Source organism: Microbacterium sp. 13-71-7 (assembly GCF_002257455.1).
Classification (GTDB): domain Bacteria; phylum Actinomycetota; class Actinomycetes; order Actinomycetales; family Microbacteriaceae; genus Microbacterium.
In genome coordinates this window covers 1-14,934 of the sequence record NZ_NCKN01000089.1, presented here as the reverse complement: position 1 = coordinate 14,934, position 14,934 = coordinate 1, and the positions used below count along the sequence as shown (strand labels likewise).

The 14,934-nt window shown below is 70.4% G+C and carries 16 protein-coding genes; 13 read left to right on the top strand and 3 right to left on the bottom strand.

Annotation, left to right across the window (positions count from 1 at the left end; genetic code table 11):
- The 4 genes from B7X32_RS10350 to B7X32_RS10335 form a co-directional block, all read left to right on the top strand.
- Window positions 1-726, top strand: a 726-nt coding sequence (locus B7X32_RS10350; protein WP_292719186.1) for a 3-oxoacid CoA-transferase subunit A, incomplete at its 5' end; no start/stop codon positions are given.
- Window positions 723-1,394 (top strand): 3-oxoacid CoA-transferase subunit B, encoded by a 672-nt coding sequence (locus B7X32_RS10345; protein WP_292719184.1) that lies wholly within the window; start codon window positions 723-725, stop codon window positions 1,392-1,394. The genes B7X32_RS10350 and B7X32_RS10345, both read left to right, overlap by 4 nt.
- The gene (locus B7X32_RS10340) at window positions 1,391-2,566 is read left to right on the top strand and encodes a thiolase family protein (RefSeq protein ID WP_292719182.1); all 1,176 of its coding nucleotides are present in this window, start codon (window positions 1,391-1,393) and stop codon (window positions 2,564-2,566) included. The genes B7X32_RS10345 and B7X32_RS10340 overlap by 4 nt, the downstream gene beginning before the upstream one ends.
- Window positions 2,567-2,710: 144 nt before the next feature.
- Window positions 2,711-3,484 (top strand): IclR family transcriptional regulator C-terminal domain-containing protein, encoded by a 774-nt coding sequence (locus B7X32_RS10335; protein ID WP_292719180.1) that lies wholly within the window; start codon window positions 2,711-2,713, stop codon window positions 3,482-3,484.
- Between the two features lie 63 nt (window positions 3,485-3,547).
- Here the strand turns inward: B7X32_RS10335 and B7X32_RS10330 are convergent, their stop codons facing one another.
- The gene (locus B7X32_RS10330; protein ID WP_292719178.1) at window positions 3,548-4,546 is read right to left on the bottom strand and encodes a hypothetical protein; all 999 of its coding nucleotides are present in this window, start codon (window positions 4,544-4,546) and stop codon (window positions 3,548-3,550) included.
- A 52-nt stretch (window positions 4,547-4,598) separates the two neighbouring features.
- Here B7X32_RS10330 and B7X32_RS10325 point away from each other — a divergent pair, with 52 nt between their 5' ends.
- Both B7X32_RS10325 and B7X32_RS10320 read left to right on the top strand, forming a co-directional pair.
- Window positions 4,599-5,138, top strand: a complete 540-nt coding sequence (locus B7X32_RS10325; RefSeq protein ID WP_292719176.1) for a PadR family transcriptional regulator — start codon at window positions 4,599-4,601, stop codon at window positions 5,136-5,138.
- Complete coding sequence (locus tag B7X32_RS10320; RefSeq protein ID WP_292719174.1) at window positions 5,135-6,544, top strand: alpha/beta fold hydrolase; 1,410 nt, start codon at window positions 5,135-5,137, stop codon at window positions 6,542-6,544. The genes B7X32_RS10325 and B7X32_RS10320 overlap by 4 nt, the downstream gene beginning before the upstream one ends.
- 5 nt (window positions 6,545-6,549) lie before the next feature.
- On the opposite strand, the gene B7X32_RS10315 is transcribed toward B7X32_RS10320, so the two are convergent.
- Window positions 6,550-7,191: a LysE family translocator gene (locus tag B7X32_RS10315; protein WP_292719172.1), complete on the bottom strand. Its 642-nt coding sequence runs from the start codon at window positions 7,189-7,191 to the stop codon at window positions 6,550-6,552.
- A 150-nt stretch (window positions 7,192-7,341) separates the two neighbouring features.
- On the bottom strand, window positions 7,342-8,223 hold the full coding sequence (locus B7X32_RS10310; RefSeq protein WP_292719169.1) for an IclR family transcriptional regulator: 882 nt from the start codon (window positions 8,221-8,223) through the stop codon (window positions 7,342-7,344).
- 121 nt (window positions 8,224-8,344) lie between these two features.
- On the opposite strand from B7X32_RS10310, the gene B7X32_RS10305 reads away from it, so the two are divergent.
- The 7 genes from B7X32_RS10305 to B7X32_RS10275 form a co-directional block, all read left to right on the top strand.
- Window positions 8,345-9,013: an ABC transporter permease gene (locus B7X32_RS10305; RefSeq protein ID WP_292719167.1), complete on the top strand. Its 669-nt coding sequence runs from the start codon at window positions 8,345-8,347 to the stop codon at window positions 9,011-9,013.
- Window positions 9,013-10,068 (top strand): ABC transporter ATP-binding protein, encoded by a 1,056-nt coding sequence (locus tag B7X32_RS10300; protein ID WP_292719165.1) that lies wholly within the window; start codon window positions 9,013-9,015, stop codon window positions 10,066-10,068. Before B7X32_RS10305 ends, B7X32_RS10300 begins: the two co-directional genes overlap by 1 nt.
- Complete coding sequence (locus B7X32_RS10295) at window positions 10,065-10,841, top strand: ABC transporter permease (protein WP_292719163.1); 777 nt, start codon at window positions 10,065-10,067, stop codon at window positions 10,839-10,841. Before B7X32_RS10300 ends, B7X32_RS10295 begins: the two co-directional genes overlap by 4 nt.
- A 62-nt stretch (window positions 10,842-10,903) precedes the next feature.
- Window positions 10,904-11,851, top strand: coding sequence for a glycine betaine ABC transporter substrate-binding protein (locus B7X32_RS10290; RefSeq protein WP_292719161.1), 948 nt, complete (start codon window positions 10,904-10,906; stop codon window positions 11,849-11,851).
- A 52-nt stretch (window positions 11,852-11,903) separates the two neighbouring features.
- A complete protein-coding gene (locus tag B7X32_RS10285) occupies window positions 11,904-12,851 on the top strand; it encodes an NAD(P)-dependent oxidoreductase (protein ID WP_292719159.1) in 948 nt (315 codons plus the stop codon).
- On the top strand, window positions 12,848-14,320 hold the full coding sequence (locus B7X32_RS10280) for an NAD-dependent succinate-semialdehyde dehydrogenase (protein WP_292719157.1): 1,473 nt from the start codon (window positions 12,848-12,850) through the stop codon (window positions 14,318-14,320). Before B7X32_RS10285 ends, B7X32_RS10280 begins: the two co-directional genes overlap by 4 nt.
- 2 nt (window positions 14,321-14,322) lie before the next feature.
- The coding region (locus B7X32_RS10275; RefSeq protein WP_292719155.1) for an SDR family NAD(P)-dependent oxidoreductase at window positions 14,323-14,934 on the top strand (612 nt) is incomplete at its 3' end.

Genomic DNA, 14,934 nt, shown 5'->3' with positions numbered 1-14,934 from the left:
GTCGCAGGCATCTCCGACGGCGCCACGGTGATGATCGGCGGTTTCGGTCGCGCCGGGCAGCCGGTCGAGCTGATCGACGCGCTCATCGCGCAGGGTGCGGCGGATCTGACCATCGTCAGCAACAACGCGGGCAACGGGGACACGGGTCTCGCGGCGCTGCTCGCAGAGCGCCGCGTGCGGAGGATCATCTGCTCGTTCCCGCGGCAATCGGATTCCTGGGTGTTCGACGGGCTCTACCGCGAGGGCGTCATCGAGCTCGAGCTCGTGCCCCAGGGCAACCTCGCCGAGCGGATCCGCGCGGCCGGCGCCGGCATCGGCGCCTTCTTCACCCCGACCGGCGTCGGCACGCTCCTGGCCGAAGGCAAGGAGACGCGCGAGATCGACGGCCGCACATATGCGCTCGAGTATCCGATCCGCGCCGATGTCGCGCTGATCAGCGCGCGAAGCGCCGACCGCTGGGGCAATCTCGTCTACCGCGAGACCGCCCGCAACTTCGGACCGATCATGGCGACGGCCGCCGGGACGACGATCGTGCAGGTCGACGAATTCGTCGAGCTCGGCGCCCTGGATCCGGAGCGCGTGGTGACCCCCGGCATCTTCGTCGATCGCGTGGTCGCCGTGGGGGAGCGGCGATGGCTCCGCGACGGGGAGTTCATCGGCGGCGTGGACCTCGACGGCACGGCGCTGCAGAGCGCGTCCGGACAGCAGAGCGGAGTGGCACGATGACCACACGGATCAGCCGGGAGGAGCTCGCGGCGCGGATCGCGGCCGACATCCCCGAGGGATCGATCGTCAATCTCGGCATCGGGGCCCCGACCCTCGTCGCCGATTACCTCCCGCAGGGCGAGGAGATCATCCTGCACACCGAGAACGGCATGCTGGGCATGGGCCCGGCGCCGGAGGCCTGGCGGGTGGATCCGGACCTCATCAACGCCGGAAAGCAGGCCGTGACCGCGGTCGCGGGCGCCGCCTACTTCCACCACGCGGACTCCTTCGGGATGATGCGCGGCGGGCACCTGGACGTGTGCGTGCTCGGTGCGTTCCAGGTCGCGGAGAACGGCGACCTCGCGAACTGGTCGACGGGGGCGCCCGGGGCGATCCCCGCCGTCGGCGGCGCGATGGACCTCGCGATCGGCGCGAGGGACGTCTACGTCATGACGGATCTGCTGACCAAGCAGGGCGGGTCGAAGCTGGTCGTCGGATGCACCTATCCGCTCACCGGCGTCGGATGCGTCTCGCGCGTGTACACCGACCACGCCGTCTTCGACGTGACCGCGGACGGCTTCGCGGTGCGCGACCTCTTCGGAGACAACACCGTCGCCGGCCTGCGCGAGCTCACCGGACTGGCTCTGATCGACGCGACCGCGGCGGCGGACGAGGGAGGGCGCTCGTGACCGGCACCTGGATCTACGACGCCGTGCGCACGCCCTTCGGGCGCGCCGGCGGGGCGCTCTCCGGCGTTCGCCCCGATGACCTCGCCGCGGTGGTGATGCGCGCGATCGTCGACCGTACCGGGCTGGATCCGGCCCGCATCGAGGACGTCGTCTTCGGCGACGCGAACCAGGCGGGGGAGGACAACCGCAACGTGGCCCGGATGGGTGCGCTGCTCGCCGGCTTCCCGACCTCGGTCACCGGCACGACCGTGAACCGCCTCTGCGCGTCCTCGGTCGAGGCGGTGATCCAGGGATCGCGCGCGATCGAGTCGGGGGACGCCGAGCTGATCCTGGCCGGCGGGGTGGAGTCCATGTCGCGGGCGCCGTTCGTCGTCGAGAAGTCGGCGAAGCCGTGGCCCGCCGTGGGCAATCAGACGATGTGGAACACCTCGATCGGCTGGCGCATGACCAACCCCGCGCTGCCGCGGCCGTGGACGATCTCGAACGGCGAATCGGCCGAGAAGATCGCCCGCGAGTGGGGCGTCTCGCGCGAGGCGCAGGATGCGTTCGCGGTGCGGTCGCACGAGCTCGCGGCACAGGCATGGGCGGACGGCCGCTACGAGGCGGAGACCGTCCAGGTCCCGGAGCATGAGCTCGCGCGCGACGAGGGGATCCGCGACGGCAGCACCGTCGAGAAGCTCGCCGGGCTGAAGGCGCTGTTCGCCCGGGACGGCGAGGGCACCGTGACGGCGGGGAACTCCTCTCCGATCAACGACGGCGCGTCCGCCGTGCTGCTCGGCGCCGAAGGGGTGCTGGATGCCGAGCCGCTCGCGCGGATCACCGGCCGTGCCGCCCACGGCGTCGACCCCGACGTGTTCCCCATCGCTCCGATCGAGGCGGCGAACAAGGCGCTCGCCCGCGCGGGCCGTTCCTGGGCGGACGTCGACCTCGTCGAGCTGAACGAGGCGTTCGCCTCGCAGTCCCTCGCGTGTCTCAAGGGCTGGCCCGATCTCGACCCCGATCGGCTGAACGTCCACGGCGGAGCGATCGCGATCGGCCATCCGCTGGGGGCGTCCGGAGGACGGATCATCGGTCACGCGGCGCAGGAGCTCGCCCGGCGCGGCGGGGGAGTCGCGGTGGCGGCGATCTGCATCGGCGTCGGTCAGGGACTGGCGGTCGTGATCGAGCGCTGAGTGGTGCTCTCAGGGCGCGTCATGGGCGCTGCGCGCGTCGTCTCGTGACGTGCACGGCGGTGCCGGGACCCGCCGAAGCCGTCGTGTAGCGTGGGCGCAGGCCGCGCAGAGCGACTGTTCGCCGCCGTTCCGCAGAGGAGAGCCGTGGGCGAAGAGAGAAACGATCCGGACTTCGTCCAATCGCTTGCTCGGGGCATCGCCGTGATCCGCGCGTTCGACGCCGACCACCCCGAACTCGCGCTGAGCGACGTCGCCCGGCGGACGGGCATGCCTCCCGCTGCCGCACGCCGGTTCCTGCGCACCCTGGAGGCCCTGGGCTACGTGCGCTCGGCCGGTCGGGCCTTCGCCCTCACCCCGCGCGTCCTGGAGCTCGGCTTCAGCTACCTGTCGGCGCTCTCGCTGCCCGAGGCGATGCAACCCCACCTGGAGCAGCTGTCCCGCGCGGTCGAGGAATCGGTGTCGGCGGCCGTCCTCGCCGGCACGGAGATCGTGTACGTCGCGCGCGTTCCCACCCGCCGCATCATGACGGTGGGGATCACCATCGGCACCCGGTTCCCCGCCTATGCGACGAGCATGGGGCGGGTGCTGCTGGCGTCCCTCCCCGACGAGGCTGTCGCGTCCGTGCTGGCACAGGATCCGCCCCGTGCCCTGACCGGACGCACGACCGTGGACACGGACGATCTCCTCGCCGAGCTCCGCCGAGTCAGGGAGCAGGGGTGGGCGCTGGTCGACGGTGAGCTGGAGGTCGGCCTGCGCTCGGTGGCGGTGCCCGTCCGCGGGCGCGACGGCGGTGTGGTCGCTGCGGTGAACGTGTCGACCAGCGCCACCCGCGACTCGCTGGAGCAGCTGCGGGATCACCACCTGCCCTTGCTGCTCGAGGCGCAGCACGCCATCGAGGCGGATCTGCGCCTGCTGTGATTCAGCGGCACCGCCCCGTCCGGTCGAGACCTCTTCTGCGGCGAGCCGTTCCGCGCTGATCGCTCAGCCGACCGGGCTGCTCACGCCGAGCAGCAGCGCGGGGAGCGTGTGCCGCACGTAACTGGACTCCGGGAACGACTTCTCGTTGCCCCCGGACAGGATCCAGGACTCGAACGACCGCTCGTAGGTCAGGATCACGACGCGCACGCCGAGGGCCGGCTGCCACTCGAAACGGCGGCCGATGCGCGAGAGCAGCAGCTCGAACGCCTCCAGCAGCGCGGGCAGGAAGGCCCGCTCCGACTCGATCACGTCTTCGCTGCGCGCACCCGTCGACGCGGCGAGCTGTCGCTCCCGCAGCCGGATCGTCAGCGAGCTCCAGTCGAGCGGCCGTGCGCGGGCGAGCACGGCGGAGATCGCGACCTCCGCCGGCTCGCCGGGGTGGTCGGCCGGATCGAAGGATTCGGCGGCGGACCGCACCCGCTGGGCGCATTCCTCGAGCAGCTCGTGGTCGACGGCGTGCAGGAGGTCCCTGTCGCTCGGGAACAGCGTGCGGAAGGCGCCTTCGGCGAGGCCGGCCTCGCGGCGCAGCTCCGCCGTCAAGGCGGGAAGGGATCCGTCCCAGGTCGGCAGGATGATCCGTGCGAGCGTGATCACGCGGGCGCGACTCTGACGGCGTGAGGCGTTCACGCGCGTCGAGCGCTCGTCTGCTGCCATGGCGGGTGGATCCTCTCCTGAGACGAGATTAGTCGTGTCCCCAGGCCCGACCTGCCGGGCGGGCTTCGTGCGAGCGGCTCGTCCCACCCTCGCCGGCAGAGCCTGAGCGCTGCCGGCGAAGATGTCGGGGATGCGCTCGTCCGTCGCCGAGGTGCGGAAGTAGCCGGCGACCTCCGAGCCCGCGTATACCGTGGCCAGGCCGGAGGCGGGGACGGTCAGGCCGGAGCCCTGGACGTCGTTGCCGGACGCGGAGTGCGCGAGCAGATAGCTCTTCGCGAAGTCGGCGGCCTCCTGGGTGTGCACCGAGAACCAGAGCTGCATGACGTCGTCGTCGGTCGAGAACGCCACGAGGTCGCCGGAGGGGGGACGATGATACCTCTGGCAGAGGTATCATCGTCCCATGGAGCATTTGACGCCGACCGCGCACACGATCCTCGGCTATGTCGCCTCGCACGCCAGGAGCGGCTACGAGATCCGCCAGGCGGCGGCGCGGAACCCGTTCTGGGGGATCAGCGACGGGCAGCTGTATCCGCAGCTGCGGGTCCTCGCCGATGCCGGGCTGATCGCCGCGGACGGCGAAGAGGGGCCGAGGGGCAAGACCGTCTGGCAGGTCACCCCGACCGGGCGCCAGGCGCTTGAGGAATGGCTGTGGCAGGACTCCCCGCCCGTCGCGATCCGGGACGAGAATCTGGTGAAGCTGCTGTTCGCGGCCCGGCTGGACCCCGGCATCGCGCGCGCTCTGGTGCAGGAGCGGATGGCGCACTTCACGTCCTTTCTCTCGCACGTCGAGTCCGTCGCGCCGGCCTCGACCTGGAGCGAGGACGAGCGGAACGCAGCCGGGGCCGTGCCCGAGCTGGTCCGCGACTACGGGGTCGAATACGCGCGGACGGCACTGGCCTGGTGCGAGCGGGTCCTCGCGACGCTGGACGGTGAACGATGAGCGCTGCGCGACGGCCCGTCCGCATCACGATCTCGCGGGTGCTGTATCTCCTCGGCGGTGCGATCGGCGTCACCAGCGGCGCGATCGAGCTCGGTCCGGATGCCGGTCCCGCGGTGCAGGCCACGGGCTGGCCGTTGATCGTCTCGGGAGCCGCGGCCCTCGCCCTGGTGGTGCTGCTCCGGCGTCCGCGTCGGTGGCTGCCCGTAGCGGCCGGTGCGGTGTCCGCGGGGATGGTCGTCGCACGGATCCTGCAGGCCGCCGCGGTGGGCGCCCCGCTCGTGCTCCTCGCGTGCATCCTCCCGGCGGCGGCCCTGCTGGGAGTGGCCGGATCCGAGGGGCGGGCATGGGCGCGCACGCCGTCGGGAGCCGGGGCCGCGCCGGCGGCGGGGCGCGCCACAGGATCCTCCCGGCGTGGCGCTGTGCGCCGCGCGATCAGCGGCATCGGCGCCGTCGGTCTCGTCGCCGGCGTGCTCGTTCTCGCGGGCGGGGCGGGGATCGCCGCGGCGCTCGTGCCCTGCCCTCTCCCCGGCGCCGCCACCCGGAGCGGACTCGATACGACCGACAGTAGGGCCCTTCCCGATGCCGAGCCCACGGGTTACGTCACCGCATCGGACGGGATCCGGCTGGCCTACTACGCGTTCGTCCCCGCGCATCCGAGGGCGAGCCTTGTCTTCTATCACGGCTCGGGCGCGAACAGCGCGGCGGGCTATCTCGGGATCGGCGAGGAGCTGCGCACGCAGGGGATCGCCGTGTACCTCGTCGACATCCGGGGCCACGGGGCCTCGGGGGGACCGCGTGGCGATACCCCGAGCACCCCGCAGCTCGAGCGCGACACGGCCACCGCGGTCGCCTTCGTGCACGACCGGCAACCGGGGGTCCCGGAATTCCTCGGCGGGCATTCCGCCGGTGCAGGGGTCGTGCTCAACAGCGTGCACCTGTTGTCGGGCCCGGTGGCGGGCTACGTGTTCCTCGCACCGGACTTCGGTCTGCATTCGGGGACGGAGCGGCAGGACGACGCGTCCAACTTCGCGACGATCTGCCAGCGTCCGCTGATCGCGGCGACCCTCACGAACGGGCTGCTCGGCGCCCACCTGCCCGCGGTCTCGTTCGCGTACACGCCGGAGCAGATCCACGCGGGGCTGATCCCGCAGTACACGGCCGCGATGGCGATCGCGCAGAACGCCGACGACAGTGCGGCGGTCCTCGCAGGCCTCCGCACGCCGGTGGGCGTCTGGGTCGGCGGCGATGACGAGGTCTTCGACGCGCACCGCGTCGTCGCCTACGCCGAGGCGCACGGGGGTGGCAGGGCGAGCGCCACGATCCTGCCCGGCGTCACGCACCTGGGCATCCTGGACGATCCCGCCCCGATGGGAGCGTGGATCCTGTCCCACGTGCAGGGCGGTTAGGGGCGTCAGGACTTGTTGTCCGCGAGCAGCAGCACCCCGCCGAGGCCGATCATCATGCCGCCGCCGGTGCCGCGGACGGCGGCGAGCCGGCGCGGCGATCTCGCGAACCACGCCCTGGCGGATCCGGCGATGAGCGCCCAGGTCGCGTCGCACGCGAACGCGATGACGGTGAAGACCAGGCCGAGGATCATCATCTGCACCGGCACGGCGCCCGCGTGGAAGTCCACGAACTGGGGCAGCGCCGCGACGAAGAACACGATGGTCTTGGGGTTGGTGGCGCCGACGATGAATCCCTGCCGCAGCACCACGAACGGCGACACCCGTCGCGACCTCGTCTCGGAGTCGTCCCCGATCCCGTCGCGGCGGTGGCGGATCGCCTGGATCCCGAGGTACGCGAGATAGAGCGCGCCGAGCACCTTCACCACCGTGAAGAGCGCGACCGACTGCGCGACGATCGCTCCCACCCCGAACGCGACCGCGCTGATCGGGACGAGGCTGCCGAGCTCGTTGCCCAGCACGCTCCAGAGCCCGGCGCTGCGACCCCACGCGAGCGAGCGCCCGATGACGAAGAGCACGCTGGGCCCCGGGACGGCGATCAGGACCAGGGAGGTGAGGGCGAAGGCGATGAGGGCTTCCGTGGATGGCACGAGAAGAACCTATGCCCGGAGCCCATCGCGCGCCAGAGTCCCCCCGTCCCCGCCCTCGCCCCGCCCTCGCCGCCCCACCTTCGAGTCGTCCCCGTGAGCGGACGCTCTGGGCTCCGCTGACGGGGACGACTCGGAGAGTGGAAGGGGGCGTCAGCGCGGGCCGGTGGTCTCGGGGATCGAGTCCATCGAGGCTCCCAGCTGCTCCGAGAGGGCGGCGGCCGCCTCGGCCACGTACCGGCCGAGGGTCGGGAGACGGTCGCCCATCCGGATCTTCGGGGCGCTGACATTGATCGCCGCGATGATGCGCCCGTTGAGGTCGATGACGGGGGCGGAGGCGCCGACGACACCGCCTTCGAGTTCTTCGTCGAGGAGTGCGAAGCCCTGGGAGCGGATGCGCGACAGCTCCTCGAGCAGGGTGTCGAAGTCCGTGATGACCGCTTTGTCCGCGGGAGGAGTGGGCAGCACGGAGAATCCGGCCTCGGTCATCAGGGGATCCGCAGGGCCGACGATCGGGCGGTCATGGCCGTGTTCGGCGTACCAGCGCTCGAGCGAGGCGCGATCCCAGTCGCTGAGCAGCACGCGCCCGGACGGCGTACGCCAGGCAGCGGTCGTGACGCCCTCCCACCCCGTCGTCCGGAACTCGTGCGGGCTGAGCTCGCTCATGATCGTGAGCACGTTGCCTCCGCGCAGCACGCACAGGTGCGTGGTCTCCCTGGTGGACTGCGCGACCCGCTTGAGGTACGGACGGCAGATCGCGACCATGCGGCTCTCCAGGGTGCGCGCCGCGAGCGCGTACAGGCGTCCGCCGAGCCGGTAGAGCTGCGTCGTGTCGTCCCTCTCCACGAGGGCCGCGTCGGCCAGCGTCGCCAGGGCGCGCGAGATCGCGGCTTTGTCCCGCCCGGTCAGCTGCGCCACGCGCAGCACGCCCAGGCCTCCTTCCCGCATGGCCTCCCCGCCGCCGAGCAGGTCGAGGATCTCGATGTCGCGGGCGAGGCCGGAGGAGTTCCGGCGCGGTGCGGGCTGCGGAGACATGCGCCGACTCTAATCCTCAGTTGTCATATACACAACAGTCCTTGTGAACATGTCATCGCCGGCTCTAGCTTGGGGCTACCCGATCCCGGGCAACCCCTCTCAACGAAGAGAAAGGATGCCGATGGACACGAGCTTCAAATGGTCTCGCTTCCTCAACTTCCTCGCACAGCGATGGGACGAGATCCTGCAGCTTGCCGGACAGCACCTCGCCGTCGTGGTCATCTCGCTCGCGATCGCACTGGTGATCGGCATCCTCATCGGCTCGCTCGTTTGGAACCGCCCGATCGGCAGGGCGACCGCGCTGACCGCGGCCGGCATCGCCATCACGATCCCCTCGCTCGCCGTCCTCGCACTTCTCTCCCCGCTCATGGGCCTCGGCTGGGGCCCCAGCATCGTGGCGCTCGTCTTCTACGCACTGCTGCCGATCATCCGCAACACCGTCGTCGGCCTCCGTGAGGTTCCCGCGCAGATCGTGGAGTCGGCGCGGGGGATGGGGATGGGGCGTGCCCGCATCCTGGTGACCACGCAGCTGCCGATCGCCTGGCCCGTCATCATGACCGGCGTGCGCGTCTCCGCGCAGATGACCGTGGGCATCGCGGCGATCGCCGCGTACGTCGCGGGGCCGGGCCTCGGTCAGTACATCTTCACCGGGCTGAGCTCGATGGGCTCCTTCAACGCGGTCAACTACGCGCTGACGGGGACGGTCGCGACGATCATCCTCGCGCTCCTCATCGACGCCGCCTTCATCTTCGTGGCCCGCGCCACCACCTCGAAAGGACTCCGTGCCTGATGTCTGACACCGCCGCCGTGCCCACCAACACCGGCTTCTTCCGCGCGATCTCGTCGCAGTCCGCCGGCGTCTCCCTCGAGCTCGACCATGTCACCAAGCAGTACCCCGGACAGTCCTCGCCGGCCGTCGACGACTTCTCGATGCGCATCGAGCCCGGCGAGCTCATCATGTTCGTCGGCCCTTCGGGATGCGGCAAGACCACCACCATGAAGATGGTCAACCGTCTCATCGAGCCCACTTCCGGCAGCATCCGCATCGACGGCAAGGACATCCTGTCCCTGGATCCCAACGAGCTGCGCCGGCACGTGGGTTACGTCATCCAGCAGATCGGCCTCTTCCCGCACCGCACGATCGCGGAGAACATCGCGACCGTCCCCAGGATGCTCGGCTGGAAGAAGGACCGGATCGCGGCACGCGTCGACGAACTGCTGCGCACCGTGCAGCTGGATCCCGCGACGTTCGCGAACCGCTTCCCCCGCCAGCTCTCGGGCGGACAGCAGCAGCGTGCGGGCGTCGCCAGAGCGCTCGCCGCGGACCCGCCCGTCATGCTCATGGACGAGCCGTTCGGCGCCACCGACCCGATCACCCGTGAGAAGCTGCAGGCCGAGTTCCTGCGGCTGCAGGCCGAGATCGGCAAGACGATCATCTTCGTCACGCACGACTTCGACGAGGCCGTGCGGCTCGGCGACAGGATCGCCGTGCTCAGCGACCGGAGTCGCATCGAGCAGTTCGACACACCGGCCAACATCCTCGCCGCACCGGCGAACGAGTACGTGTCGTCCTTCATCGGGCAGGGGGCGGCGATCAAGCGCCTCGCCCTGATGCCGGTCACCGATGCGAAACTCGCGCCCGTGGCCGGAGCGGGGGACGCGCCGCGGATGCCGTCGACCGGCACGCTGCGCGACGCGCTCGACCTCATCGTGCTCTCGGGATCCTCCCACCTCACGGTGACCGACCCCGACGGCGTGCCGATGGGCTCCCTCGACCATGCGGCGATCTCGGCCGTGCTCGGCACGACCGTTCCGGTGGCGTCGACGAACCCGGTGTCCTCGTGACCGCGACGATCGCCCTGCCCTCGGCGCAGAGCATCCGCACCCGCGAGCGGACCATGACCGTGCTGCGCCTCGTCGCCGCGCCCGTGATCGTGGTGGTGGCGGTGTCGCTGCTGTTCTGGTGGATCTCGACCCTGCCGCTCGACTCGATCGAGCAGCGCACGCTCAACCCCGGCTACATCGAGGCGCGCATCAAGGAGCACCTGCTGCTCACGTTCGTGGCCTCCCTGCTCGTCGCCGTGCTCGCGATCCCCGCGGGGATCCTCGTCTACCGCGTGCGCTCGCGGTGGCTGCGCGCGATCTTCCTCACACTCGGCAACATCGGCCAGGCGACGCCCGCGGTCGGCGTCGTGATCCTGCTCGCGATCGTCTGGCAGACGGGCTTCGCCACGGCCCTGGTGGCGCTCGTCGCCTATTCGTTCCTTCCGGTGCTGCGCAACACGATGGTCGGCCTCGAACAGGTTGGCGACGACGTCAAGGAAGCCGCACGCGGAATGGGCATGACCCGCAACCAGATCCTCGGCCGGATCGAGCTGCCGCTCGCGTCCCCGACGATCCTCGCGGGCCTGCGCACGTCGCTCGTGTTCGCCGTCGGCACCGCGACGGTCGCCACCTTCATCAACGCCGGCGGCCTCGGCGACATGATCGTCAACGGCCTGAAGCTGCAGCGCTACCCGGTGCTGCTCACGGGGGCCGTCCTGGTCGCCGCCATCGCCGTCCTCATCGACTGGCTGGCCGGGGTCGTCGAAGACCTCGTCCGCCCCAAGGGGCTGTGACTCGCCCGAGTCCGCAGCCCGCCCGCACACAGCAATCGCATCCCGCACCCTCAAGGAGAACCATGTTCAAGAAGCGTCACCTCGCGGCGACCGCCGCCCTGCTCATCACCGGCGCATTCGCCGTCACCGGCTGTTCCGGCGGGGCCGGCGCCGCAGACAGCGGCAGCAAGAGCGATGACCTCAAGGGCCTCACGGGCGTCATCGGTTCGAAGGACTTCTCGGAGCAGTACATCCTCGCCTACCTCACGACCGACCTGCTCAACGCGCATGGCGCGAACCTGACCACCAACACCAAGCTGGTCGGATCTGCGAACACCCGTCAGGCGCTCACCGACAAGCAGTTCCTCGGCTACTGGGAGTACACCGGCACCGCCTGGATCACCTATCTGAAGAACACGCAGCCGATCACCGATCCGAAGAAGCAGTTCGACGCGGTCGCCGAAGCCGACCTCAAGCAGAACAGCGTCAAGTGGATGGATCCGGCGCCGCTCAACAACACCTACGCGTTCGCCATCCGGTCTTCGCAGGCGAAGAAGCTCGGCGTCAAGACGCTCAGCGACGTCGCCAAGCTGCCGAAGGACCAGCAGACGTTCTGCATCGAGAGCGAGTTCTCGACCCGGGACGACGGCTGGCCGGGGCTGAAGAAGGCGTACGGCATCGATGTGCCGGATTCGAACGTCAAGCTCCTCGACACCGGCGTGATCTACACCGCCACGCAGAAGGGCAACGACTGCAACTTCGGCGAGGTGTTCCAGACCGACGGGCGGATCAAGGCCCTCGACCTCACGGTGATGAAGGACGACAAGCAGTTCTTCCCGGTGTACCAGGGGGCGTTCACGATGCAGGACGCCGTCTTCCAGAAGTACCCGAAGATCGCCGACGTCATGGCCAAGCTCTCCCCGCTGCTGACCACCGAGCAGATGCAGGAGCTCAACGCGAAGGTCGATGTCGACGGCGAGGAGCCCGCAGACGTGGCCAAGCAGTTCCTGAAGGACAAGGGCCTCATCTGAGGTCCGGCTCCCGCACGGAACGCAGCGCAAGAACGAACTCAGGAAAGGAACCATGTCCATTCAGGATCGCCCGACCGTCGGATTCATCGGACTCGGGAGCATGGGCGGCGGCATGACCCGCAATCTGCAGGCTGCCGGATTCCCTCTCGTCGTCCACGACGTCCGCCGCGAGGCGGCGGAAGAGCTCATCGCAGGCGGAGCACGGTGGGCCGCCAGCGCCGCCGAGGTCGCGGCCGCCAGCGATGTCGTCATCACGATGCTGCCCACCCCCCGGCACGTCTCCGACGTCGTATCGGGACCAGGGGGCATCCTCGAGGGCATCAGGGACGGCGGGACCTGGGTGGACATGTCCACCTCGGTGCCGGAGGTCGCGGACGCCGTGCGCGCCGCGGCCTCCGCCCGAGGGCTGCACATCCTCGACGCACCGGTGAGCGGTATGTCGGTGGGCGCCGCCCGGGGCATGCTGCAGATCTTCATCGGCGGCGATGCCGAGGATGTGGCGCGTCTCCGTCCGGTCTTCGAGGCGATGGGGGATCCCGAGCGGATCCTGCACGTGGGCGGACACGGCGCCGGCTACGCGGTCAAGCTGATGATCAACCAGCTCTGGTTCTCGCACCTGGTCGCCACCGCGGAGGTGCTCGCCGTGGGTGTCAAGGCCGGGGTTGAGCTGGGCGTTCTGCGCGACGCTCTCATCGCGAGCCCCGCGAACAGCAACTTCCTGGAGAACGATGTGATGTCGATCCTTCGGGACGGGGACTACGACGAGGGTTTCGCGCTCATGCTCGCGTGCAAGGACCTCGGGCTCTCCGTCGACCTGGCCCGCGCGGTGGGGATGCCGGTCGAGCTGTCCGGTCTGGTGGACCAGATCTTCCGGCGCGCCAAGGCGACCTACGGCGACCGCGCCGGCGAGATGCAGCCGTTCCAGCTGTACGAGGACCTGCTCGGCGCGCGGCTGCGGCTCGACGCGGTCGACGACATCGAGAGCGGGGCGGCGGCATGATCGCCGAGAGCGACCTGCTGTCGGCGCTGCCGACCGGGCTCTACATCGACGGACGGTGGCGGGACGCCTCCGATGGCGCGACGTTCGCCGTGACGGATCCGGCGACCGAGGAGGTGCTCGCCCTGGTCGCGGACGCGACACCGCAGGACGGGCAGGACGCGCTCGCCGCCGCGGATCGTGCGCAGCGGGACTGGCAGCGCACCGCCCCCAGGGAGCGCGCCGAGATCCTGCGCCGCGCGTTCGAGCTGGTCACCGAGCGGGCCGACGAGTTCGCGCTCACGATGACCCTGGAGATGGGCAAGCCCCTCGCCGAGGCGCGTGGCGAGGTCGCCTACGGCGCCGAGTTCCTGCGCTGGTTCTCCGAGGAGGCGCCGCGCATCGCCGGGCGGTACGCCACGGCGCCCGACGGCCTCAACCGTCTGCTCGTCATCAAGCGGCCGGTGGGACCGTGCCTGTTCATCACGCCCTGGAACTTCCCCCTCGCGATGGCGACGCGCAAGATCGCGCCGGCGATCGCCGCGGGCTGCACGATGGTGCTCAAGCCGGCCGCGCTCACCCCGCTCACCGCCCTCCTGCTGACCCAGGTGTTCGAGGAGGCGGGCGTCCCCGCCGGCGTGCTGAACGTGATCCCGACCTCGCATGCGGGCGCCGTCACCGGTCCGCTCATCAAGGACGATCGGCTGCGCAAGCTGTCGTTCACGGGATCCACCGAGGTGGGACGCCGTCTCATCGCGGATTCCGCCGATCAGGTGCTCAAGGTCTCGATGGAGCTGGGCGGCAACGCGCCGTTCCTGGTGTTCGAGGACGCCGACATCCCCGCCGCGGTCGACGGCGCGGTGCTGGCCAAGATGCGCAACGGGGGAGAGGCCTGCGTCGCCGCGAACCGCTTCCTCGTGCACGAGAGCATCGCCGAGGAGTTCGCCACGGCCTTCACCGCGCGCATGGCCTCGTTCCATCCCGCGCGGGGAACGGATCCGGCCTCCACGATCGGGCCGATGGTCGATGCCGGCACCCGCGACAAGATCGCCGCGCTCGTCGACGGCGCCGTGCAGGACGGTGCGCGCATCGCGCTCGGCGGATCCGCGATCCCCGGCCCCGGCTACTTCTACCAGCCGACCGTGCTCGTCGACGTGCCGGCGGAGGCGCGCATCCTGGACGAGGAGATCTTCGGCCCTGTCGCGCCGATCACGACCTTCCGCGACGAGGAGCAGGCGATCAGGCTCGCCAACGCGACGCCGTTCGGGCTCGTGTGCTTCGCCTACACGCAAGACCTGAACCGCGCGCTGCGCTTGGCGGAGGAACTGGAGACGGGCATGCTCGGCATCAACGCCGGCGTCGTGTCGAACCCGGCGGCCCCGTTCGGCGGCGTGAAGCAGTCGGGTCTGGGCCGCGAGGGCGGCATCGAGGGCATCGACGAGTACCTGGAGACCCGCTACGTCGGCATCGCCGACCCGACCGGAAAGGACTGACGGTGGAGCTCACCGACTTCGCGCCCTCCTTCTTCTCGCTCGAAGGCAGGCGGGCCATCGTGACCGGCGGCAACACCGGGCTCGGGCGCGCGTTCACGGTCGCGCTGGCAGCGGCCGGCGCGGACGTGTTCGCCCCGGGGCTCGCCGCCGATGACGGCACCACAGAGCGTCTCGTCACGGCGCACGGCCGGCGCTTCGTCTTCGAGGAGGCCGATATCACGGCGCCAGGGGCCCCGGCGCGACTCGTGGACGCGTGCGTCGAGCAGCTCGGCGGGCTCGACATCCTGATCAACTCCGCCGGCATCTGCCTGCTCGACGACGTGCTCGCCTTCGATCGCAGCAAGTGGGATCCGATGGTCGCGATCAACCTGACCGCCGCGTTCGACTTCGCTCACGAGGCGGCCAGGGTGATGATCCCGCAGGGGTCGGGGAAGATCGTGAACATCGCGTCGCTGTTCTCCTTCCTCGGCGGGCGTCAGTCGCCTGCGTACGCCGCGACCAAGGCGGGGATCGCCGGGCTCACCAAGGCCTACGCGGACGAGCTGGGCGAGCACGGCATCCAGGTGAACGCGCTCGCACCCGGCTACTTCGCCACGGCGATCACCGCATCCACC